This window comes from Chitinophaga sp. sic0106, from assembly GCF_019219075.1.
GTDB lineage: Bacteria > Bacteroidota > Bacteroidia > Chitinophagales > Chitinophagaceae > Chitinophaga.
Genome location: NZ_JAHUWJ010000013.1, coordinates 39,837 through 62,842, shown reverse-complemented (window position 1 = coordinate 62,842; position 23,006 = coordinate 39,837). Strand labels below are relative to the sequence as shown.

Here is a 23,006-nt window from a genome sequence, read left to right as displayed (position 1 = left end):
TAAAAAATGAGAAATCTGATCTATATACTAACGGTAACGGTTATATGTTTTAGTAGTTGTGCTAAATCTTTTCTGGATAAACAACCGGATGACCGTATCACTACCGGCAATTTCTGGCAGTCAGAATCTGATGCGCTGCTGGCTTTATACGGCGTTTACAACGTGTTGCACGAATCAGGTGTGTATGGTTATGGTGGCGGATTTGATGCCTGTTCTCCCAATGCCTATCAATGGGCCTATTGGGAAGGGATGGAGCAGCAGGTGGGTAACGGCAGTATTTCTGCTAACGATGGCGGTATAGTGATTGATCGCTGGAAACAATGTTATACCGGTATTAATCGCGCCAACACCTTCCTGGAAAATATTGGTAATGTGCCGATAGATACTGCGCTGAAAGCGCAGATGTCCGGTGAGGTATATTTCCTGCGTGGGGTCTTTTATGCCTTGCTGGCTAATTCCTATGGTGGGGTTCCTGTGTTTACTACCACCATTAGTACGGATGATGCCCGTCAGATCAAACGCAATACAGAAGAGGAAACCTGGGCACAGGTACACCATGATTATGACCAGGCCATCAAATTATTGGCCAGGGATGCGCCGATAGCCGGAAGGGCCACTCTTGGGGCAGCCTACGCCATGAAACTGCGCGCCTACCTCTATACTGCAAATTGGGATAAGGTATTGGAGTATGCTGGTTTGATTGAAGGTCTGGGTAAATACAGTCTGTTTCCCAGTTATAAAGGCCTTTTCCAACTGGCCAATGAAAATAATGCGGAAGTAATTTTTGATGTGCAGTATATGGATGGACCTTTTGAACAAGGAAGTTATTTTGACCGTCACTGGCAGCCGCAGAATATGAAGTATGGCATAGACGGCTCCAATTCTGTAGCACCCGTTCAAAATCTCGTTGATGCCTATGAAACCATTGACGGCTCTCCGGTGGATAAGGCGAACCCATATGCCAATCGTGATCCGAGATTGGACTTCACCATTCTCCGACCCGGCGCCTATTTCCAGGGGCAGTTATATCCTGTAGATATTAAGAATCACACCGGCCAGAAGGTGGGTTTCAGCATCCGCAAATACACCATTGAAACGCAGCAGGTAGTGGCAGGGCAGGAGCCGCTCAACTACATCGTATACCGTTATGCGGATGTACTTTTATCAAAGGCGGAAGCACTGATTCAAAAAGGGACTGATATCCCCCAGGCCATTCAGCTGATCAACCAGATTCGTACTTCCCGCTCCGATGTGAAAATCACCGCGTTGCCGCCTGACCTGACCCAGCCGGCTGCGTTGCAGCAACTGCGTCATGAGCGTCGTATTGAGTTTGCATTGGAAGGATTGTACTGGGATGATGTAAGACGCTGGGGCATCGGAAAAGATATTTATCCGATTCAGGTGCGTGGGGCAGATGGGAGCTTGATTGAAACGAAATTTCCTAACGGGTATACGGATAAGTCGAAGTACTTGCCGGTAAATAATAATGAACGGTCTGTTAATACCAATTTGGAGCAGAATCCGGGGTATTGAGGGGGATTTTTGTTGAACGGAATACAATGTGATCAAATAGGCCTCCTCAGCATGAGCAGGCCTATTTGATCACATAGCATTCTTTGTATCTTATAAATCTATTATCACATCTTCTTTTACAATATGCTTGAATGAAGTTAATGGGAGAATAACAGCAGTATGTACAGGTAATCCTTCCGTTTTGGCATGAAGTATGCCCCGCGCGGTGTCCATGGTAAGAGTTGCCAGTTGACCTGCGAATTTTTTGGGCAACTTTATTTGCTTGGCTGTGTTGTCATATATCGTGACCCAACTATTATCCTTAATTCCAAAAATGCATGCAATTTCGCAGATCAGGAATATTTTCTCTTCCTGAAATATTTCTAATTTAATAGCAGTCTTTATTGCTGGCGCATTATCTGAAACATTATAACCAATAGTGGCTTTAATATTGGATACTATCCCTTCCCTGTAAACATGTTCAATAATTGCAAACTGCTCGGTTATGATGTTTAAAAATCTGTATTCTATATTCATGTGATTAGATAATGTATGTTGTGGTATCAGGCGGTAAATGACATGTAAGTACTATTATCAGGAACTTCAATAACTGCCTCTTTTTGTTTCCTTTTGGAAGAAAAGAGTGGCATACATATTAAAACTTGTGGTATTATTAAGCTCGTTGGCAAAGGTATTTTTGCCTGATATGTTTCAGTGTGGCCTGCTAGAATTTTTATAATTGTAATGCCCAATGCCTGTTCTAATTTATCAATAGTCTCGAGTGTTAGGTTTTCCTGCCCTTTTACAATCTTTGAAATTTGTTGTCGGGATACACCCATTCGCTCTGCCAGATCTGTTTGAGTTATTCCTTTTGCGCTCAATTGTGAAAGGACAGTAATAGCCACTGCTCTTGATTTGCGTTTCCACGATTTTTCGCCCATCCGCTGTTGCGCTTTTTCTTTCCAATCAGAAGGCGTTTTGCTGATTAATTTTTCAAGTTTAATGTTGTTCATGTTACAAATCGTTTAAATCTTCAGGGAATTCACAACCATTTTGTCTTAGCCATTGCTTTACTTTTCGGATTTTGATTAATTCCATACGAGTATGAGGGCGATCCTGCATAGCATTTGTTAGTTTAATAGCTCCTCCAGTAATAATAAAAACATTTGGTGCAATTCTAATCGCATAGATCCGTACTTTAGGTCGTCTAAAGCTCCTCGCTTTTATTTTTCCTTTTGATTCTTGAAGTTCAATAACATATTCATTATTATTTAAAGGCGCGAATAGTTCCTGCATTTTGCCTTTAGTAAATCGATCTAATAACTGTTCTTCGAGCATACCCACTTCCGATGATATTTCTTCCACTGCTTCTTCGATTGTTATCTTCCGCTGAAAAGCTTCCTCCAGATCTTGTTGGTTTGCCTCCAGGAATTTGTATAAAAACTCTACATCATACCAGTCATCAAAGATTCGTGTAAGTTCATCAGTGTCATTTCCATCATATTTTATGGCTAAAAGTTGATTATCAATGTCTGTTTTATAAACTTCAATTAATTGCATTGGGGTAACTTATAGGTTGACAAATGTACGACTTAAATAAATATAATGATGAAAAGTTTGTGAAGTTTATGTACGGAGGCTAGAGCTGGAATAGCTCCTTGGGGTTCTAAATAAAATTAAGAAGTTAGCGAGCCAGAATTGCTGTTATTAGAGCTGACAGCCTATTTGCCTTCTGAAAGTTTTTTTATAGCACTGAAGGTATCCTTTTTAACAGTTGCTATTATTTTTTGTCTTTCCTCTTCAGATATTCCTTCAGTATAATTTTTTGTTAGTAGGATGTGTTGGTTGTGTCCAATGGTGTAATTGGAGAAATTTAAATTAACCTTCAATTGTGGTTTGAGGTCAAAGGTTTCCTTAAGGTTAAATTTGTACTCAATTAAATTGATACCAAAATCGATGTTGGTTGATCTGATCTGTGTCTCACTAGCAAAGTAATTCATTTCCTTATCAAACTCCTCTAATGTGGACGCCACGTTTATACGAAGAGGAATCTGGTCTATAATAAAATACGGACGTATCTGATGAAACATTTCATGAAATGGTCTATGACTCTCCTCAAATTCCAATATTAATTCTCTGAGACCATGTTGAAAATAAAGCGTATATATGGATGCATTGCTTCTGATACTTTCTTGATGCGGCGTATTTTGCTGCCGCTTCCAAATAGCTATTTCTTTATCAATATCATCTTCTTCTTCCAGACTTTCCCCTTTTGCGCCCTTAATTGATAGCTCAAGGCTCCATGTAAGTTGAGCAGAAACATATGTTATAAATGCATTTAAATCGCCAGTATCAGCCTGATTTAGTGCAAATAGATAGTTCTTTTTGTCGCTGGCTTTTATCACAACTGGCGGCAATCCATATTTCAGCAATACAAAATTCATAAGCAGCCGGCTCATTCTTCCATTGCCATCATCGAACGGGTGAATCCGTACGAATTTATAGTGTAATAAGGCCGCTAATGCAACCGGGTGCAATTCTTTCTTTTCTTCCTCTGATCTGTACCAGGATATTAATTCTCCCATTTCAATAGGGGTATCTTCCGGAGAGGTGTAGTGAAATATCTCCCCGTTTTGCAGAAGTACAGAGTTTGGATACTTTTTATAGTTGCCTATTTCAATTTGCCGGCGGGTGGTAGTTCCATTTGAAGTAATAGCGTCTTTCCAGAATGGCCGCACTAACAGAATCTCATGCAGGTTTTTTAGATCCCGCTCGTTCAATGGATATTCCGTGTTCTGGCTCCATTTTTTCACGATATCGAACGCTACATCATGTGCTTTCATTTCCTCAAACTCCCTTAGATCATGGTTGCCGGAAGTTTTATCGAAAAACAAGAGTAAGGCTGTTTCTCCATAGGTGAGGGTGTTGCCCTCTATGTGGTTGGAGTTGTAGTTAAATTCAAGTCTGAATTTCTTGTCTATCTCCTGTTGATACTTCGGGTTAACAGGTTGCAATGTCTGCCACTCCTTAATCAGTTGATCTATTTGCTGAACCGTGACTTTCATAATCTGAAGGAATTGGATTTAGATATCCTTGTTAAATTAAACAATCAATGACATCTAAAAAAATAAGCCGTATAAGTTTTTACTTATACGGCTTATTTTGCCAAGTGCCCAGAACTGGATTCGAACCAGCACACCCTTGCGAGCGCTGCGACCTGAACACAGTGCGTCTACCAATTTCGCCATCTGGGCAACTGATTTTGTGTTTCAGGACCGCAAAGATACGCAGAAGTTTGATTCTGCCAAATTTATTTTAATGATAATGAAAGCGTTAGCTTACTCTGCATACTCCCAGGCGCTCTGGTAGCTGTTTTGCGCCTCTGCGTAGGCAATGAAATCAGCGTAGAATGGTAGTTGCGACAAGGTGCCGCTGTCGCCAATCACCACCAGTTTCTTCTTCGCGCGGGTCATCGCCACGTTCATCCGACGGATGTCGGACAGGAAGCCAATCTTATTTTCCGTGTTGCTGCGGGTCATGCTTATGTACACCATATCCCGCTCCTGCCCTTGAAAGCTGTCGATCGTATTGATGGTAATACGGGCCTTATAAGGCTGTAATGCCGGGTAATGGGCCAGTTGCTCCTTGAGTACCTCTATCTGTTGTCTGTAGGGAGATATAATGGCTACCGTCGGGAAGTTTTCCGGGGTGTAATGCGGCGCTAAGGCATTGGCCATGATCTCTAAATGACGGAACAGAAAAGCCGCTTCTTCAGGATTGGTAGTGCTGGTGCCATCCGTTTTTTCATCGAAGCCACAGCCGGCAGTATCAATAAATGCCAGCGGCGTATCGTTGTCGTACAGCAGGTGCGCGGCTACGGAGCCGTGCGCACGTAAGCGGTCGTTATAGAATACATTGGAGGAATAACCCATGATGGTGGCATGCATACGATACTGCTCTTCCAGGAGTACCACCGCCTCCGGATACAGCGCTACCACTTTTTCCAACAGGGTGGTGGCCAGGCCGGCAGCAGCGGCTTCATGCGACTTGATAGTAGGCGGCAGCTGACAATGGTCGCCGGCAAGGATTACCTTTTCTCCTTTCAGGATAGGTATCCAGCAGGCGGGCTCCAGCGCCTGTCCTGCCTCATCGATGATTACCGTGCGATACTTTAGATTTTTCACCGTATAGTGATTGCTGCCTACGGGTGTGGCGGTAATCACCTGTGCCTTGGCTACTACATCCTCAATCACATACTGCTCAATATTTTCCACTTCCTTGATGATCTTGCGGGCTTCATCAAATAAGGCTTTGCGTTGCTCGCGCTCCGCCTTGCCGAAGTTACGCTTGTACTTATGGGCCATGTTACGGAACTCGTTGGCCTGCTTACGGAGGCGGCTCACCTCCTTCAAACTGTTATGGCCCTGCATTTTCCGCTCCAGTGTTAAGGATAACAACCGCTCGGATACACGGGCAGGATTGCCCACCCGCAATACATTCAGCCCCTGCTCGGCTAACTTCTCACTTAATAAATCAACAGCCGCATTGCTGGGTGCCACCACCAGAATCTGCTGTGGCTCCTGTTGTATCAAAGCTTTGATAGCCTGCACCAGCGTGGTGGTTTTACCGGTGCCTGGCGGCCCATGCACCACCGCTACATCGCAGGCCTGCAATATTTTATTGACGGCTTCATTTTGTGAAGTGTTGAGACTGGGAATAGTTACAGGCACTACGTCTGTACGGAAGTTTGGGGCAGCCTGCCCGGTGAGCACGCGTACCAACCGGCCGGCTTTATTATCGTCCGACAGGGCTATGGCCAGTTTCAGGGCATTTTGCATTTCATCGTAGCTGTTATCATCAAACAACAGATCGATGCCGAGTTTGCCATCATCGGCCCATTCGGGCAGCTCATCGGTGCGCAGGGTGATTTTGAGGCGGTTCCCGCCTACCCAGGATATCACCCCTTCCTGCTGATGGCGATTGCGGTCATGGTTCGAAAAGAGTACGGCAGAAACGCCGCTTCTCAGCTGATGGGGTATATCGTGATGCGTGGTGCGTTCTACTTCTACGGTCAGGTAATCGCCGCGGCTCATTTCACTACCCCTGATGGCGATGGGGTACCAGGCCAGGCCGCCGGCCCTGCGATCCTGTACAGAGGTGCTCTCCGTCAGTGACTGATATGATTTACGGTCTTCTTCCCGTTCTGTTTTTAGTAATCCCTGGAGCTTTTTGAAATAATCCATCCTGCAAAGATACGATGTGACTGGATAAGAAGATGACGCCAGCCAGTTCCCGTCCACCGGTGAGCTGAAACCTGGTGCAGGCGGCCCTTGTGGCGGGTGCCCGGGACGGAGGGCCATAGAAAAAAACCACTGATGTCTCCCCCTATACCTATATTTATAAGAATTAACTAAAACACTAACCCATTATGCATTTTGGAATCGGTATATTTCTATATGTTATTTTATGGTACGGACTGATTGCAGCAGCAGTCGTTGCCATCGTTATTTACTTCGTGCGGCAAGCCAAAAGGCTGAAGAAAATGGAGGAATTGCTGACAGAAATCAGGGATCTGAATAAGAAATGATTTTTGATCATCCCGCCACTGGCGGGATGATCATGTCGTGGTTAATAACTCAGGGTGATACCCGCTCCAAAGCCCATATCACTGTCATAATGCGTACTAAACGCAAAGTTTTTCGTCATCACATACCGGAAGCCAGCCATATACTCATAGTCGGTATTCACCATGAAATTAAAGCGCAGCCGGCGGGAAATAGGCACATCCTCGCGGGATAACTGTAGTCGCACACGGCCGTCGGTATCCAGGGAGGCATCGGCCACAATCAGCATTGGCAGCGTATATTGTAAGCCAATGTGGAACACCTGCCGGAAATCTTTTGTGTTTTTCTGACCAAACATGTTTTTCTCCGCTTCATCCATTTTACGGTAACGCACATCCCAGCCTACGTAAGGAAACAGCCATTGCATCTTCCCAAAATACCTTCCAAAATGGCTCTCACTCTCATAACCGTGTCTATCGTTAAGGCCTACACGCCATTCTGTGCTCAGCTGATACCGGGTGTTGGACAAACGGATTTCTCCATCGCTACCATTGCTTTCCAGGCCCACCTGCGCCTGCAGGTATTTCATGCGGTCATCTTTTTTCAGCATTTTCCAGGCATAGGCCGGATCAGGCACCTGTGGGTTCGGAGGACCGTCCACATAACTAAACACCCTGCCCATGCCACTCATCATGTGATAGAGGATATGGCAGTGGAAGAACCAGTCGCCACTTTCGGTGGCCGCAAATTCAATCGTATCCACTTCCATGGGCATTATATCCAGCACGGTTTTCAGCGGGGAGTATTCGCCCTGGCCATTCAGCACCCGGAAGAAATGGCCGTGGAGGTGCATAGGGTGGCGCATCATTGTATTGTTGAAAATCACCATCCGCACTACTTCGCCTTTACGGATCAGGATTTTATCTGACTCGGAAACAGTTTTGTTATTCACCGTCCATACGTACCGGTTCATGTTGCCGGTGAGTTCAAATTTCAGCTCCTTTACAGGGGCATCCGGTGGCAGCGTCGTTTTCTCCGGGGCTTTCAGCATGCCGTAGTTCAGGGTTACTATTTCCTGGGGAGATGTCATATTCATGTGCTCCATGTTGTGCCCGGAGTGGCTTTGCGGTGCGTCACTCATTTCGGGGTACATCACCGTGTTCATGTCCATGGTCTGATTGCTCATTTGCATACCGGTGCTGGTATCCAGGTTGCCGTTCATGAGCATCATGTCGTTCATCATTTTCATGCCCTCAAAATATTTGAGTTTCCCCAGGGGCGGCATGGGCATGTCCATACCTTTTCCCAGCCACAGGCTGGTAGAGCCGGTTCTGTCCTCGGCGGTAGCCAGCACCTGGTAACGCATATCATCAGGAATAGTAACTATCACATCATATGTTTCTGAAACGCCTACCAGCAGGCGGTCTACTTCCACCGGCACTACATCAGCCCCATCGTTGGATACTACTGATAATTTCCCTCCGGAAAAATTAATCCAGAAATAGGTGGAAGAGCTGCCATTAATAATACGGAGCCGTACTTTATCACCCGCTTTCAATGCCGGCATACTATCGCTCAGGTGGCCGTTAGCCAGGAATTTTTCGTAGTACACATCACTCACATCCATGGCAGTCATGCGTTTCCACTCGTTGGTGATTTTAGTGCCGAAATGTTTTTGTTTTACCGCTTCGGCATAACTCTGTGTAGATCCTTTTTTGATGGCAAACCAATCGTTGGCATTGTGCAGGTAGCGGTTGATCTGGTGCGGATGCATGTCGGACCAATCGCTCAGCAGCAATACTTTCTCAGGGATATCACTTTTTGCTTTAGGATGAAAAATCAGCGAACCATATAATCCGCTTTGTTCCTGGAACATGGTATGGCTGTGATACCAATACGTACCATGTTGTACTACCGGAAACTTAAACACATGTGTTTGGCCGCCTTTGATAGGCTGTGTGGTGAGGTAAGGAACGCCATCTTCCTGGTTAGGAAGAATTACGCCATGCCAGTGGATGGAGGTTTCTCCTTTGAGGGTGTTGTGGACGTAGATCAATGCTGTATCGCCTTCGGTGAATTCCAGGATAGGACCGGGAATGGTACCGTTAATGGCAAGTGCGTGCGACATCTTACCGGAGTAGTGCACCATCGTATCGCCGATGTAGAGGTCGTAGCGGACGGTTTTAGGTGCCTGTGCGTATGTATAGCTGCTGGCAGTGGCCATCAGCAGAAATAATAAAAGGAAGTGCTTCATAAAAATAAATCAAAGGGTAGGAGCGCCCGGTTAGCTATATCCATTTGTTGTGGATATAACTATTGCCGGGTGCCAATTGTTTGCTGGTATGTTACTCAATGGTGTCTGCTACCTTGCCGCAGGTCAGCATCTGGTTGCCGTAGTAAGGATTTTTGATGTCCTTGTTAGCGGAAAGCCATCCGGCTTTTTTCATGGGGCAGTACTGCTGATACACAGGTGCATCGCTCAGTTTGGTAGTTTTAGCGAGGGAGTACATATCGGCGGACAATTGTTTAAATTGTTCCCTTTGTTTTGCCAGGTCCTGTGTGGTGGCTATCAGTTGCGCGTCATCCACCAGTTTGGCTTTGGCAGCCTCAATGGATTTATCGGCGGATGTTTCCCCGGCAGCCTTTACGAAGGCAGCAGCTGCGGCGCTGGCATTGGCGCTGTTGCCACTTACAAGCGCATCCTTAACAGCAAAATATTGGGTGAGCAAACCGGATTTGTTTTGTGCATAGGCAGTGCCCAGTTGGAACAGTACGGCGATGGCAAGAAATACTTTTTTCATGATGGAGTAATTTGAGTTTGATATGATTTATTGGAATGAAGTATTGAGGATGGCTGTACTGCCAGGAAAGGCTTGTGCCGCTCTTTCCGGCAGTGCAGGCAGGTTTCCGCGATGTTGCGGAGTAGGTAATCAAATCAAAAAACGCTGTATTTCTATTCTGATATCCCTGACGGGAAGGCATCGTGCATGGTTGGTTAAATATCGTTGTTGGGCTGCTGGTTCGGTTGCGGTTATACTATAAATGATTTCCGTTGCCGGCAACATACTGGCAGGTGCCGCCGCCACTTCCAATGAAGCATTAATGGCTTTATCCAGCAGGGTGAACTTTACCATATCACCGGAGCAGCAATGCTGCTCATGGCTGCTGTGCTTACTGCTCTGTGCCATCATAATGGCGGAGCAGGTAAACCCTGTCAACAGGTGCAGACTGAAAATCAGTAACAGCGAAAAGGCTTTTATGGTAGTGTTACGTTTCATAATACACCCCAAAGATAGGGTGTGGTAAATCCGGCTTGTTTACATAATTTGTAGAATGATTTATATAATTTCCGAAACTGGTAATATATGGCGATAGAATACTGGATGAGAGGGCCTGTGGAGCAGGTTCCGGCATTACTGCAACCGGTGGCACATGCGTTGTTGTAGGCCAGGGAAGAGATCCAACAGCTGATGGAAGGATTTCCGGAGGAGTTGTTATGGGAGAATCCCGCTGGCAATGCTTCCCCGGGATTTCACCTGAAGCATTTAACGGGTGTGCTCGACCGCCTTTTTACTTACGCAACGGGTTCCAACCTCTCAGAGGAGCAGCTGGCTTACCTTAAACAGGAAGAGCTGCCTTCCTCCACCGTGGCAGCGCTGGTGGAACAATTTAGTTTACAAACAGATAAAGCATTACAACAGCTGAAAGCTACTGACCCGGCTACCTTAACCAATTTCCGCGGAGTGGGCCGTAAGCAGCTGCCCTCTACTGTGCAGGGATTGTTGTTTCATGCGGCAGAGCATACCATGCGGCACCTGGGGCAGTTGCTGGTGACGGTGCGGGTATTGCAGCTGCGGGAAATATAGCAAAAAAAGACCGCCAGCAGCGGTCTTAAGAATGGGGCACAAACAAACTGGTCGAAAGGCCGTTCTGGGTTCTCCTAAGTGTACTGTTTTATTAAAAGATTTCTACCATTTAGGATTCTGTACCATCGCCGGATTGCCATTGATCTCTGTGAGTGGAATAGGCCACAGGTAATCGCGTCCTGCGTCGAATACCCGTGTTTCCACAATCACCGGCTGGTTGGTATTCGGATTGATGGCGCCCATCGCCGGACCATTTAACACTTCTGCGCCAATCTGCCACCTGCGGATGTCAAACAGGCGGGTGCCCTCAAATGCCAGTTCCACCTTACGTTCCCGGCGATACAGCGCACGCATTTTTTCCTGCGTGTTATAAACTGCTGTATTTACATTCGGCATACCGGCGCGATTGCGTATTTTGTTGAGATACAGGAGTACGTCAGGGTTTTGCCAGTCATCTGACTCCACCAGTGCTTCCACATAGCTGAGCAGGATTTCTGCATAACGGGTGATCATGAAATTCAGTGTGCCGGAGTTATTACGCGATACATCTTTAGGGTCTAGATATTTTTTAACCCAGTAGCCGGTTTGGGTGGACTGCGCCGCCCCAATCTGATCTACCGATCCGGAAGTGAACGGGTCCAGCAGCCGGTTTACAAACGTCTGGCCAGGAAATAATACACTGGCCGCCAGGCGGGGATCTCGGTTGTTTTTGTACAACGGATTTTTCCAGTATACTGCTAAACTATCTGCGCCGAGTTCTTCCGGTGTTTTGCCTTGCAGTGTTTCGTAACTATTTACCATCGTGGCAGTAGGACCGTTACAAGCTTGTCCGGATAAGCTTTTCGGCGCGAGGCGGAAAAATGCACCTGAATTGCCTGTACGGCGGAACATAATGCGCTCCTTGTTTTCCAGTGCGTCGTAGGAAAATAATTGTGCATAGCTGTTTACACCGGCAGTAGTGCTGTAATGGAGGTCATAAACATTGAGTGCAATCAGTTTCTTCGCATATTCAATCACCTTAGGGTAATTTTTTACACTCAGAAAAAGTTGTACCTGCATAGCATAACACGCGCCCTTTGAAATGCGGTAAGCCTCGCTGCTGGCATAAGTAGTAGGCAATACCTCCGCAGCTGAATCCAGCTCCGTGCTGACGAATTTTACCACTTCCTCTGCGGTGTTGCGCGGTACAGATGCGCCTTCGGCAGGTTCCAGACTTTTACTCACAATAGGGATAGCGCCGTAAAATAAAAACAGGTTGAGGTGTGCTCTCGCACGCAATGCTCTTGCTTCTGCGGCCCGTTGTTCTTTTACTACTGCACTTTCCATATATATTCTCGAATAGTTTTCAAGAATGCGGGAAGCGTTGCGGATATCCTTATAATTTTGGCGGTAAGTATCCGACAGGTAGCCATCAGTGGTAGTGACTGCACCCAGCGGATAACTGTTCCAGCTGCCGAAGTTGGCGCGGAATACCGACTCATCTGTGATGCCACTCATGTGCATACGACAGTTGGCCTGGTAGGAGGAAGAGGTGATCAGCGCGCCGGGCGACATCTGATTATTATAAATTACTTCCAGGTAGTTAAAGAGATCCGACTCCAGCCGCCACCATTTGTCGTCCGTAGTGGCCGTGGGGTTGTCCCTTTCCAGGTAGTCCTTGGAACAGCCAAACAGCAGGGAAGATGCCAGCAGACCGGTGAATATTTTTTTATGAAGATGTTTCATGTTCCTGATTTTTAGAATTTGAGATTAAGACCAAACGTGTATGCTTTAAGTAATGGCACGGTGTTTTGGTCACCGCCGCTTTCCGGATCAAAGAGTTTTACTTTGGAGAAAGTGAATGCATTTTGCGCATTAAAGTATACACGCAGCATTTTGGCCCTGATCTTTCTGGCGATAGGCTGAGGGAGATTGTAACCCAGCTCGATATAACGAACGCGGAGGAAACGACCATTTACACGCCAGAAATCGGAGAAATTGGCGTTGGTGCCAGGAGTAGGCGTCAGGCGTGGACGTGATGCGTTGGTGCGCGTTGGCGTCCAGTAATCCAGTTGTGATTTTTGAGGCGTTCCGCTTTCACCGCCAATGTTCAGCGGTATGGCCAGGTTGCCGGAGTAGAACAGGGATGCACCTGATTCTCCCGATAACAAAGTTCTGAAATCAAAACCTTTGTAACTGAGGTCAAGGTTAAAGAAGAACACATCTGTAGGCTCGGTATTGCCCAATGGTACCCGGTCCAGGTTGTTGATAATGGTATCTCCATTTTGATTGAGGAAATGAACATCTCCTGCTGCCTGTCCGATCAGCTTCATGACTTTCGGATTATCGATGTCTGCCTGTTGTAATAATCCTTGTGTAGCGTACCCATAAAATTCTTTGAGGGCGCCACCTTCGTACATAATTGTGTTGCCGCTGATAATGGGAAGACCATTACCAACCAATCGTATGATTTTACTCTTATTCTTGCTATAGCCCAGGCCTGCGTCAAAAATAAATTCTTTGCCCAACACTTTATGATAGGAGATCTTTACTTCCTGTCCGCGGTTTCTAACACTGCCCACATTGATTGGTGCGCCATTGTTGCTGGTGCCAATGCCGGTGCCGGAGGTGTAGTTTGGTTGCGGCGTAATGATCATATCAGTGGTGAGTTTATCATACCATTCTGCAGTAATGCTGATGCCTGGTTTGAAGTGTATATCAGTACCCACGTTCAGCTCCTTCACTTTTTCCCAGCTCAGGCTTGGGTTCCCGATAACTGTTTCTGTACCATTACCTGCATCAATGGTTGTTTGGTAGAGGTAAGGGTCCACATTATTATTGCCCAGCACGCCCCAGGAACCTCTGACTTTCCAGGCATCGATGAAGCTGGCATTAAAGAAGTGCTCTTTGTCGATATTCCAGCCTGCAGCAACAGAGGGGAAGATGCCCCATTTTTTACCATCCCCAAACAGGGAGGAACCATCGCGGCGCAGGCCTGCTTCCAGCAAATAGCGATCGTCGTAGGTATAGAAGGCTTTCGCGAAGAAGGAGCGTAAGGCTACATCTTTCCAGGAATCATAGGTACGCAGTTCCTGTGTATAACCGGCGATACCGTTTACATTATGTTTACCGAAATCGTGGTTGTAGTCAAGGTTTCCACCGAAATAGAGATAGCTTTCCCTCGCCGTTAGTGTGGCTGATTTAACCGTAGGATAGTTTACGCCGGCGGTACGGTTGGTATAATAGTCAAAGAAGATATAAGACTCCTGATCGGCTTTGTCGATACCGGAGGCCACGCGGTAGCTAGCCTGCCCTTTCAGGCTCAGTCCCGGCAGGAGGTTCCATTGCGGGCGGATATTCAGCAATGCTTCGTCCCTGGTTTTTCCCAGCTTACCGCCTTTTTCCAGCATGGCCACCGGGTTCCAGCTTTCGCCGTAGATACCGTAGTAGGTATAACCAGGGTTATCGTCTCTGGCGGGGAATTTGGAAATAATATTTGGTGGTACGGTGTACATACGGCGATAGATATCCGTGGTAAGCCTGTTGGTGGCGTAAGGCTGGTTCTGCTGGCTACGGGTGGCAAATAAATCCATGTAGATGAAAAAGTTTTTCATCAGGTCCACGGTAGTATTTGCGCGTACTGTAGTACGACTATAATCGGAGTTTTTCACATGTCCCTGTTGAAACGTTTGGTTGATGGACAGCGAGAAACGTGCGGCGGTGTTCCCGCCGGAAACCAGGATAGAATGCTGTTGTATGGGGATAGATTTGCGCAGCACGAGGTCGGGCCAGTTGGTATTCGGATTTTTCACCGGATCTGTTCCGCTTTGTGTTACAGCGATGATGGAATCCGAATAGATAGGATTACCACCTGAATTTTTCATGGCTTCATTGTTCATGCGCATCCAGGTGGCGGCATCTACGAAATCAGGCATGTATTGCGGACGTTGTATACCATAGTAGCCATTGTATTCGATGTTGGGTACGCCGGCCACACCACGTTTGGTGGTGATGATGATAACGCCGTTGGCTGCACGTGCGCCATACATGGAGGCGGAAGCTGCATCTTTTAATACGGTAATACTTTCGACTGTGTTTGGGTCAAGGTTATTCATATCGAAAGGCACGCCATCTACCAGTACTAAAGGAGCTGCATTCAACAGTGTTCCCACGCCGCGGATGCGGATGTTGGCCTGATCGCCCCCTACCAGACCGGTAGTTTGTGACACCTGTATACCGGTGGCACCGCCTTGCAGTGCCTGTGATAACTGTACAATGGGCTTGTTTTTCACATTGTCCATATTAACCGTAGCTACGGAGCTGGCAATATTCTTAATTTTTTGGGTGCCAAAGCCGGTCACCACTACCTGGTCCAGTGTTTTTAAATCTTCTTTCAGGGAGAAGATAAGGTTGGCTTGTTCATCATGTACCACGTATTCCTGTGGTTTGTAGCCAATCATAGATACTACGAGGATACTACCTTTAGGCACATGGAGTTCAAACACGCCATTGGCGTCGGAGTGGGCACCTTTAGTGCTGCCTTTCACCTGTACAGAAGCTCCTACCAATGGTCCGGGAGGATCTTTGGCTTCCAGAACACGGCCCAGAATTCTGAGATTTTTTTCCTGGGGAGGGGCCACCATGGGTGTGGTGGATGGTACAGCTACCTCCTTCTTTTTTACCACCACTGTTTTGTCGATGATGTTATACACCAATGGCTGACCTTTGAAACACAGGTCCAGCGCCTGTGACAGCGAGGCGTCCTTTACCTGCACGGATATAGGGGCTATCGAGTTCAGTTCTTTTTCTTCATACACGAGGTATACGCCGGCCTGTTTGGCAATTTTTTTCAGCACTGTTTTCAGCTGCTGATTTTTTGCGGTAAGGGTGATTTGCTGGGCTATGCCGTTTGCATAGATATTCATCATGCCGAGGCACAGCAGGAGAGAAGTTATGCGCATAATCCTGAATAGTTTTAAGCGTTTATTACTGCCATGCTTTTTAGCAATCGATTGCTGCAATAGGCATGGCAATGCCGTGGGCGCCGCGGTTTGCGGTGCTCCGTTGCAAGAGTACGGATACATACATCAGTGGAATTAAGAGTTAGACTATAGTTGATTTATTTTTTTTAAACGGTTCATAAACAGTACGATTGATTTTGGTTGTAATATTATTGAACAGAAACGATGGTGAGCGTTCTGTTGTCAAGGCTGCATTGTATTTTGTATAGTTCCAGTATTTTCATGACGTCCTGTAGGTTGATATCGCGGCCTATCTGGCCGCCAAATTTTTTACTGGCTACTGCTGTGGCGGGAGCGGCGATGTATATGTCGATATCATACCATCGGGCCAGCTGCCGCAGGAAGGCAGGCAGGTCGGTATTCTCCAGTTCAAATTTTCCGTTGCGCCAGGCCAGCACCTGGTCGATGTTGGCAGGTTGTACGCTGATACTGCCGCTGGCAGGGTCCAGGAGCGACTGCTGCCCGGGCTGCAATAACGTAGCGTTTTTATGCTGTAATACTTTCACGGCACCGCTTACCAACGTGGTATGAATCTGTTGTTCATCGCTGTAGGCCATCACATCAAAGCTGGTACCGAGCACCTGTACTTCCATGTCGCCCACTTTTACAAAAAAGGGTCGTTTGGCATCCTGCGCTATTTCGAAGTAGGCCTGCCCGTTAAGGGTTACGGTTCGTTTATCCGTAAACGTTACCGGGTATTTTAAGGACGAAGCGGCGTTGAGCCATACGTGGCTGCCATCCGGCAGTGTTACCTGGAATACGCCTCCACGGGGTGTTTCCAGTACGTTAAAAGCACTTGGGTCCACCTGTTTGCTGTGGTATTGTAATTCCCCTTCATGTTGCTCTATGGCGAGGTTGCCGGTTTTAATCACCAGGCTGCCGGTATCACTCAACGTTACTTTGGAGCCATCCGCCAGCGTTAGCACCGCTTTATTCCCCGCCGGCCGGATGAGGTACGTTACCGTTACAGGCTGTTTTTGTTGGCGGGTCAGCAGCGGATAAATCACCACTGCGCCTACAACTGCTGCTGCGGCTGCCCACCGGTACATCCGGAAGTTACGCCTCACCGGGGCCACCGTAGCAGTTGTTCTCTCCCTGATATGCTCCCACATACGTGCCGTAGTGGCACCAGGTAAAGGCTGATGCTCCGCCAGATGCTGCTCAAACAGCTCGTGGGTTTGCTGTCGCAGCTCCGCTGCATCGGTATTCTGAAGGTACGACCGTAGCCATGCCTCGTCTTCCGCCGTACGATCGGTGGCCGACAATAGTTCTCTTAATTTTTGTTGATCGCTTTTCAAAATACGTGGATGCCTTTAAATATTATATACAACGGGTAATTAAAAAAGGGGGGGTAGGGAGAGAAAAAATTTTAAAGTAGGGAGAGTAGCAGCAGTACAAATAAAGTAGTATCGTAACTGACATGTTTACGGACATGTTCCCGCAGGATATGCATCACTTCTCCCAGGTATTCTTTAACCGTATACCGGGATATTCCCATCAGCTGCGAAGCCTCCTCATAGGTACGGCCTTCCATTTTACAAAGCTGAAATACGCGCCGCTTTTGCGGCGATAACTGGCTCACCGCCGCTTCCAGTAGCTGCCATTGCTGCTCTATTTCCCGGAAATCGTGATCCGGCACCGGCTGCAGTTCTGCTGCCTTGCTTTTTTCTCTCAACTGCTTTTTCAGGTGGTTGACAGCCCGGTTGAAGGTAACCGTGAAAAGCCAGGGCCCAAGAGGCCTGGCAGTATCAATATCATGACGTTTTTCCCAGAGGGTAATAAATGCTTCCTGGATAATATCCTCCGTTTCAGAGGCCGAATGCAGGATTTGGAAGGTTTTACGGTACAGCGCATGATGATATTTTTCATACAGCAATTTAAATGCTGCCTGATTGCCGGCGTGTAATCCTGTCAGGAGGCCGGTTTCATCGTGGACGTCCGTTGCGTTAATCAATAACTGGAATTCAAGGTAATGTTTCCAAAGTAAATAAAAACTTAGCAATCAACCTGATAGTGTATTGATAAAAGCTAATAGTAGATTCAGCTAATAGATTAAAATGGAGGGTAAAAAGCAGAATGAGTGTTTGTTTCTACCTAAAAGAAGTAACTCATCCAAACGACACCTCCATACAGGCAACCGGGCAAAAAAATCGCACCAGGACTTTACTGCGGCGTGTTAACATTTACACTAACCCTTTCGGGTGCAGGAATCAAACCTGCTGTTCCGCTGTGGATCGAAGTAACCCGATACTACGGCACCGGTAGCCTGATAAGGTATAAAACGGAAGGGTAATAACGATGATGAGTGTGTGATTTCTTAAGAGAGAAGTAACCCATCAAAACGACACCTTCCGGTAGCTTCAAAAACATTACAGGGCAAAAAGGCGTTCCAGGTCTTTTCATTCCGGTACTCTACTTTGAGCTACCATGTTTGCACATGAGCAGGACTCGCACCTGCAACCTCCGGAGCCATACGAAGTATCCCGAAACTACGGCACCTGTAATGATCAATTTCTTTAAGGATTAACAAACCGGACAACTAAAGCGCCACTTCCTGTATTTTGCTCAGTGCGTCCTGTCCTTTTTCAAGGGCTTCCAGCACGTCAAATACTTTGTCGCTCCATCCTGCTATCAGGTATACATCGTTGTCCAGGATGTTGAGTGGCGCCTGGCCGTAGCCCTGCAAATCAAAAAGATACAGCTTTGCATCCGGCGCCACCTGCGTTTTATAATCTGCCCACGCCTGGCGGAAGGAATCAGCAGTTTGGTTAATGTTTGAATTCCACATTTGCAGATCAGAGAAGAACATCAGCTTGTCGGCTTTGTATCCTCGTTTGATCAGGTCGCGCAATACCTCATGTCCGTTGGTGCTGTATCCTACTTCGCCTTCGCGTTTGTAGAATTCTTTCACATTGGATAGGATATTTTTTCCTGGCATATCTATAATTTTCCAGGTATTTCCAAACATACCGGCTATCACGTTATCGCATTTATGTTGTAACAGCATACCCAGCATCAGTCCGATGTCATAGGCCAGTACTTTGCTTCTCGCAGAAACCGGTTGCTGCATGGACCCGGAAACATCGCAGGCAATTACGATTTTGGTGTTACCATCAAAACCTTTCATGTTATGAATGCTTGCCTGTAAGGCTTTTTCCAGCGCTTCTCCTATTTTTCCGGCTGCCCCGTGAACCGGTAGCTCGCGGTAGGCCGCCAGGAAGCGGAAGGGCAGTTGTTTAGCGCGTTTTACCGCATCAGCATCACTTAACACGTCACATACCTTTTGTATATGCGCTGCACTGATGTCTGCCTGTAACATATTACGCAGGTTACGCATCATGGCCATATAGCCCAGCTGGCCGCTGTCGATCAGCTGCTCCCAGATGGCTTTAAAAGCCTGCTCTTTTGCCAGCGGTGAATCATATTTGTACTGTCCTGCGGCCGATAACTCCGTTTCCCAGGTATAAGGCACAGCCAGGTCCTGTTTGGCTATTTTGTTGAACAATAGCTGCTGCGCCTCATCTTTTGCTTTAGGATGCACCATAAACAAGGCGTCACGCAGGGTGATGGCAGTTTTACGGTCATATTTTGCAAACTGGTATTCGTCGAATTTGTTGAAGGCAACGGCCAGCCCTTTCTGTACCTGCTTGCTCAGCTGATGCAGTTTTTTAGTTTCTTTACGGTCGTTGGCCAGTGTGTAGTACGACAACAACTCTGTGATCTCATCTGCACGCTGCACCACACGGGATACCATTTTACCTATGAGGCCATCACCAGTATGCTGTTTGGCCAGTTCCACTGCCAGTACCATCGGTACGCTACGCAGGTACATTTTTTCACGTGCATACACTGCCAGCCGCGCTATAAATGCAGGACCATTTTTTGCCATCAGCAAACGGATACGATCCAGTTTCTCAGCGCTACCTTCGTAGAACTGATCGCTCAGGGAAGCCGTTACCACTGTGCTGTAAAGCTCCATCTCAGGTGTCATGGCATATGCTTTTGCGCCTGCGTGGTTGGTAATTGCCGGTTGCTGTTTGCGTTTTAAATTGAATTTCATATCGTTTGTGTTTTACTGTGTGATTGACTGTACAAAGATGCATGGTCATGTGCGCAGTGTTTTTGCGCAGTAAAAAATTTTTTCTATTTTTCCTGAAATTTATTGGAAATGCCAGTAAACAGGAACGCCCTTATACGTTATAAAACTATTGATACCTGCCTGCGAAACCGCCGCCGGCGCTGGACTTTGGCCGATCTTATCGACAAAGTATCCGACACCCTGTACGACTATGAAGGGATGGAAAAAGGGATTAGTCGCCGTACTATCCAGGCGGATATACAAATGATGCGCAGTGATAAACTGGGCTACAACGCCCCTATCATCATCGTTGAGAAGAAGTATTATATGTACGAGGACCCGGATTATAGTATTACCAATATCCCCCTGAGCGATGCTGACCTCACCAGGATGACGGAGGCCGTGGAAGTACTCAAACAGTTCAAAGGCTTTACCCACTTCGAACACCTCAACGGGGTAGTGCAGAAGCTGGAAGGACACGTGTATGCATCTGGTCACGGCCAGCAAACGATCATCGATTTTGAAAAGAATGAAAGTCTCAAAGGCCTGCAGCACCTTAGTATTATATATGAAGCGATAGTAAACCAGGTAGCGCTTAAAATTAAATATCAGTCGTTTAAAGCGAAGAGCGCCACCAGCCTGGAGTTCCACGGCTGGTGGCTGAAAGAATTTAAGAACCGCTGGTTCGTGGTGGGTACCAGAACGGGAGTAGCCTCCCCGATGACCCTGGCGCTGGACCGCATTGCCGACATCGCACTCGATAAGGATACATTGTATATACCTAACAGTGAGGGCTACACGCCGGAAGCATATTATGAGCATACAATCGGAGCTACCGTAATGGACCTGCGCCCAAGTCGTATACGCATTGCCGTTAGAAACGAACATGTGCCCTACGTGATCACCAAGCCACTCCATAAAAGCCAGGTGATAGTGGAAACCGGAGAAGGACGCATTGTTATTGAACTCCGCGTGGTACAAAACTTTGAACTGGAAAAGGAAATCCTGGGATTTGGCGATGGCATGGAAGTACTGGAGCCGCTGAAACTGCGCAACCGTATCATGGACAGGGTAAGGAAGGCTGCCAGCCTTTACTCACCAGAATAGCGTACTTTTAGCCATCCAAAACACCACCCCATGCAGGCAGCCGATTTCGATTTCTACAGTTCCCATAACCAGCCTCCGGTGCTGGGAGATTATAATTCCTTCACCAGCAACAGGATATTGAAAGACGCAGCACATGCTTATGGGGCGGACTGGATTCATCCGCAGGCCGTAAAGTTCGGTGCCGCTATGGGCAGCAATGCCATGCAGCAGGCCGGTTTCCTGGCCAACAAACACACGCCGGTACTTAAAACCCATGACCGCTTCGGCAACCGCCTTGATATAGTGGAGTTCCACCCGGCCTACCACGAAATGATGGATGTGAGCATCAACGGCGGCGTACACGCCATCACCTGGACGGCCAACAAATACGGTGGCTACCTGGCCCACAGCGTGCTCTCCTATCTCAAGCAACAGATAGACGAAGGCACCAGCTGCCCGCTGACGATGACATTTGCCGTGGTGCCTTCCCTGCGTATCAACGGTGAGATCGCTGATGCCTGGCTGCCGCTGGCACTCTCGGATAAATACGATCCGCGACACATCCCCTGGTACGATAAAAACGGGCTCACCTTCGGGATGGCCATAACAGAACCACAGGGCGGCAGTGATGTACGCACCAATACCACCATCGCGGCGCCTGCCGGCGGTGGCATCTATTATTTAACCGGCCGCAAATGGTTTTGCAGCGCTCCTATGAGCGATGCTTTCCTGGTGCTGGCACAAACCAGCGGAGGACTCAGCTGCTTCCTGGTGCCCCGCTTCACACCGGATGGTATTAAGAACAAGTTGTACTTCCAACGGCTAAAAGACAAACTGGGCAACAGATCCAATGCCTCTGCCGAAGTAGAGTTCCATGGCGCCTGGGCCCAGCTGGTAGGAGAGGAAGGAAGAGGGGTAGTGAATATTATGGAGATGGTAAGGCATACCCGGCTCGACTGCGCAGTAGGCTCCGCCGCCACTATGCAACGCGCCCTCGCCGAAGCAGTACACCATTGCAGTTACCGCCAGGCTTTCGGCGCCACCTTGCTTAACCAACCATTAATGCGCAATGTGCTGGCGGACCTCGCCCTGGAGTCCATCGGCGCCACGGCATTAGCCATGCGCATCGCCAAAGGCTTCGACGATGCCCTGCAGGACGAACAATCCGCGCACTTTATTCGTATAGCCACTCCCGTAGCCAAATATTGGAATACCAAACGGGCCGTGATCGCCCTCGGAGAAATTATCGAATGCCTCGGTGGTAACGGTTATGTGGAAGAGTCCATCCTGCCGCGACTCTACCGCGATGTACCTGTAAACGCCATCTGGGAAGGCTCCGGCAACGTCCAGGCGCTGGACGTACTGCGTGCCATGCAGAAAGAACCCGCTTCGCTGACCGCCCTGCTACAGTATTTTCAAGCCGAAAAAGGAAATCACCCCCTGCTGGATTTACATCTCACCAAAACTGAAAAACTATTAACCAGCAACCCCGGACACTTACAGGCCCGACAAATAGTAACCGACATCGCACTCGCCATCCAGGCAACGGAACTGATCCATATTGCAGCACCTCCTGTTGCGGAATTATTCTGCCAGTCGCGGCTGGCCCCTGACAGCTCCGCCGGCTGGGGATGTCTACCCACCGATAACATGGAACTGCTGCTCCAAACCATTGCCTACGCCTTCCAGCACCAGTGATAAAACATTATTTTTCATTCGTTTAAACCTTTTGTAATTAACTGGTGTTGATTTAGTATCTATATTTCCAGGCAATCCAAAGTAGCAGCCATCCCCGTATTTTTTATTCACAATCAAGTTAATGGTCATACTGGGACCGGCGACCTTGCTATTTTTCGAGTTGCTTGTAGGGAAAAGGATTGGAAGCAACCTCAAAATTTTA

Annotated in this window: 18 protein-coding genes and 1 tRNA gene; 5 read left to right on the top strand and 14 right to left on the bottom strand. The window is 47.5% G+C overall.

Going from position 1 to position 23,006, the window contains the following annotated elements; all coding sequences use genetic code 11:
* The first annotated feature begins 6 nt into the window (after positions 1 to 6).
* Positions 7 to 1,533 (top strand): RagB/SusD family nutrient uptake outer membrane protein, encoded by a 1,527-nt coding sequence (locus tag KW844_RS18850; RefSeq protein WP_218378334.1) that lies wholly within the window; start codon positions 7 to 9, stop codon positions 1,531 to 1,533.
* Between the two features lie 90 nt (positions 1,534 to 1,623).
* Here KW844_RS18850 and KW844_RS18845 read toward each other — a convergent pair whose 3' ends face one another.
* The 6 genes from KW844_RS18845 to KW844_RS18820 form a co-directional block, all read right to left on the bottom strand.
* The gene (locus KW844_RS18845) at positions 1,624 to 2,049 is read right to left on the bottom strand and encodes a hypothetical protein (protein WP_218378333.1); all 426 of its coding nucleotides are present in this window, start codon (positions 2,047 to 2,049) and stop codon (positions 1,624 to 1,626) included.
* Between the two features lie 26 nt (positions 2,050 to 2,075).
* Positions 2,076 to 2,525 carry a helix-turn-helix transcriptional regulator gene (locus tag KW844_RS18840; protein ID WP_218378332.1) on the bottom strand — a complete coding sequence of 150 codons (450 nt, stop codon included), beginning with the start codon at positions 2,523 to 2,525 and terminating at the stop codon, positions 2,076 to 2,078.
* A gap of 1 nt (position 2,526) precedes the next feature.
* Positions 2,527 to 3,072, bottom strand: a complete 546-nt coding sequence (locus KW844_RS18835; protein WP_218378331.1) for a hypothetical protein — start codon at positions 3,070 to 3,072, stop codon at positions 2,527 to 2,529.
* A 161-nt stretch (positions 3,073 to 3,233) separates the two neighbouring features.
* Complete coding sequence (locus KW844_RS18830) at positions 3,234 to 4,577, bottom strand: Fic family protein (protein ID WP_218378330.1); 1,344 nt, start codon at positions 4,575 to 4,577, stop codon at positions 3,234 to 3,236.
* A 105-nt stretch (positions 4,578 to 4,682) separates the two neighbouring features.
* Positions 4,683 to 4,766 (bottom strand) — tRNA-Leu (locus KW844_RS18825).
* Between the two features lie 84 nt (positions 4,767 to 4,850).
* Positions 4,851 to 6,755, bottom strand: coding sequence for an AAA domain-containing protein (locus KW844_RS18820; RefSeq protein ID WP_218378329.1), 1,905 nt, complete (start codon positions 6,753 to 6,755; stop codon positions 4,851 to 4,853).
* 185 nt (positions 6,756 to 6,940) lie between these two features.
* Between KW844_RS18820 and KW844_RS18815 the strand changes: the two genes are divergently transcribed.
* Positions 6,941 to 7,099, top strand: a complete 159-nt coding sequence (locus KW844_RS18815; protein WP_218378328.1) for a hypothetical protein — start codon at positions 6,941 to 6,943, stop codon at positions 7,097 to 7,099.
* Between the two features lie 41 nt (positions 7,100 to 7,140).
* Here the strand turns inward: KW844_RS18815 and KW844_RS18810 are convergent, their stop codons facing one another.
* The 3 genes from KW844_RS18810 to KW844_RS18800 all read right to left on the bottom strand — a co-directional run bounded on the left by KW844_RS18810 (position 7,141) and on the right by KW844_RS18800 (position 10,354).
* Complete coding sequence (locus KW844_RS18810) at positions 7,141 to 9,330, bottom strand: multicopper oxidase domain-containing protein (RefSeq protein WP_218378327.1); 2,190 nt, start codon at positions 9,328 to 9,330, stop codon at positions 7,141 to 7,143.
* Positions 9,331 to 9,421: 91 nt separating this feature from the next.
* A complete protein-coding gene (locus KW844_RS18805) occupies positions 9,422 to 9,877 on the bottom strand; it encodes a DUF3347 domain-containing protein (protein WP_218378326.1) in 456 nt (151 codons plus the stop codon).
* Between the two features lie 129 nt (positions 9,878 to 10,006).
* Entirely contained in the window at positions 10,007 to 10,354 is a 348-nt protein-coding gene (locus KW844_RS18800; protein ID WP_218378325.1) for a hypothetical protein, read from the bottom strand.
* Positions 10,355 to 10,546: 192 nt separating this feature from the next.
* Between KW844_RS18800 and KW844_RS18795 the strand changes: the two genes are divergently transcribed.
* Positions 10,547 to 10,942: a DinB family protein gene (locus tag KW844_RS18795; protein WP_370626500.1), complete on the top strand. Its 396-nt coding sequence runs from the start codon at positions 10,547 to 10,549 to the stop codon at positions 10,940 to 10,942.
* A gap of 102 nt (positions 10,943 to 11,044) precedes the next feature.
* On the opposite strand, the gene KW844_RS18790 is transcribed toward KW844_RS18795, so the two are convergent.
* The 5 genes from KW844_RS18790 to KW844_RS18770 all read right to left on the bottom strand — a co-directional run bounded on the left by KW844_RS18790 (position 11,045) and on the right by KW844_RS18770 (position 20,002).
* Complete coding sequence (locus tag KW844_RS18790) at positions 11,045 to 12,667, bottom strand: RagB/SusD family nutrient uptake outer membrane protein (RefSeq protein ID WP_218378324.1); 1,623 nt, start codon at positions 12,665 to 12,667, stop codon at positions 11,045 to 11,047.
* Between the two features lie 11 nt (positions 12,668 to 12,678).
* Positions 12,679 to 15,882 (bottom strand): TonB-dependent receptor, encoded by a 3,204-nt coding sequence (locus KW844_RS18785; RefSeq protein ID WP_218378323.1) that lies wholly within the window; start codon positions 15,880 to 15,882, stop codon positions 12,679 to 12,681.
* 209 nt (positions 15,883 to 16,091) lie between these two features.
* Entirely contained in the window at positions 16,092 to 17,240 is a 1,149-nt protein-coding gene (locus KW844_RS18780; RefSeq protein WP_218378322.1) for a FecR family protein, read from the bottom strand.
* Between the two features lie 71 nt (positions 17,241 to 17,311).
* Complete coding sequence (locus KW844_RS18775; RefSeq protein ID WP_218378321.1) at positions 17,312 to 17,896, bottom strand: RNA polymerase sigma factor; 585 nt, start codon at positions 17,894 to 17,896, stop codon at positions 17,312 to 17,314.
* 585 nt (positions 17,897 to 18,481) lie between these two features.
* Complete coding sequence (locus KW844_RS18770) at positions 18,482 to 20,002, bottom strand: TROVE domain-containing protein (RefSeq protein ID WP_218378320.1); 1,521 nt, start codon at positions 20,000 to 20,002, stop codon at positions 18,482 to 18,484.
* A 108-nt stretch (positions 20,003 to 20,110) separates the two neighbouring features.
* Between KW844_RS18770 and KW844_RS18765 the strand changes: the two genes are divergently transcribed.
* Together KW844_RS18765 and KW844_RS18760 are read left to right on the top strand one after the other, a co-directional pair.
* Positions 20,111 to 21,127: a YafY family protein gene (locus KW844_RS18765; protein WP_218378319.1), complete on the top strand. Its 1,017-nt coding sequence runs from the start codon at positions 20,111 to 20,113 to the stop codon at positions 21,125 to 21,127.
* Positions 21,128 to 21,157: 30 nt separating this feature from the next.
* Complete coding sequence (locus KW844_RS18760; protein ID WP_218378318.1) at positions 21,158 to 22,804, top strand: acyl-CoA dehydrogenase family protein; 1,647 nt, start codon at positions 21,158 to 21,160, stop codon at positions 22,802 to 22,804.
* Positions 22,805 to 23,006: the final 202 nt, after the last annotated feature.

Coding starts and splice junctions, on each gene's coding strand:
- KW844_RS18850 (WP_218378334.1), top strand. CDS start 7: ATGAGAAATCTGATCTATATACTAACGGTAACGGTTATATGTTTTAGT.
- KW844_RS18845 (WP_218378333.1), bottom strand. CDS start 2,049: ATGAATATAGAATACAGATTTTTAAACATCATAACCGAGCAGTTTGCA.
- KW844_RS18840 (WP_218378332.1), bottom strand. CDS start 2,525: ATGAACAACATTAAACTTGAAAAATTAATCAGCAAAACGCCTTCTGAT.
- KW844_RS18835 (WP_218378331.1), bottom strand. CDS start 3,072: ATGCAATTAATTGAAGTTTATAAAACAGACATTGATAATCAACTTTTA.
- KW844_RS18830 (WP_218378330.1), bottom strand. CDS start 4,577: ATGAAAGTCACGGTTCAGCAAATAGATCAACTGATTAAGGAGTGGCAG.
- KW844_RS18820 (WP_218378329.1), bottom strand. CDS start 6,755: ATGGATTATTTCAAAAAGCTCCAGGGATTACTAAAAACAGAACGGGAA.
- KW844_RS18815 (WP_218378328.1), top strand. CDS start 6,941: ATGCATTTTGGAATCGGTATATTTCTATATGTTATTTTATGGTACGGA.
- KW844_RS18810 (WP_218378327.1), bottom strand. CDS start 9,330: ATGAAGCACTTCCTTTTATTATTTCTGCTGATGGCCACTGCCAGCAGC.
- KW844_RS18805 (WP_218378326.1), bottom strand. CDS start 9,877: ATGAAAAAAGTATTTCTTGCCATCGCCGTACTGTTCCAACTGGGCACT.
- KW844_RS18800 (WP_218378325.1), bottom strand. CDS start 10,354: ATGAAACGTAACACTACCATAAAAGCCTTTTCGCTGTTACTGATTTTC.
- KW844_RS18795 (WP_370626500.1), top strand. CDS start 10,547: ATGGAAGGATTTCCGGAGGAGTTGTTATGGGAGAATCCCGCTGGCAAT.
- KW844_RS18790 (WP_218378324.1), bottom strand. CDS start 12,667: ATGAAACATCTTCATAAAAAAATATTCACCGGTCTGCTGGCATCTTCC.
- KW844_RS18785 (WP_218378323.1), bottom strand. CDS start 15,882: ATGCGCATAACTTCTCTCCTGCTGTGCCTCGGCATGATGAATATCTAT.
- KW844_RS18770 (WP_218378320.1), bottom strand. CDS start 20,002: ATGAAATTCAATTTAAAACGCAAACAGCAACCGGCAATTACCAACCAC.
- KW844_RS18765 (WP_218378319.1), top strand. CDS start 20,111: ATGCCAGTAAACAGGAACGCCCTTATACGTTATAAAACTATTGATACC.
- KW844_RS18760 (WP_218378318.1), top strand. CDS start 21,158: ATGCAGGCAGCCGATTTCGATTTCTACAGTTCCCATAACCAGCCTCCG.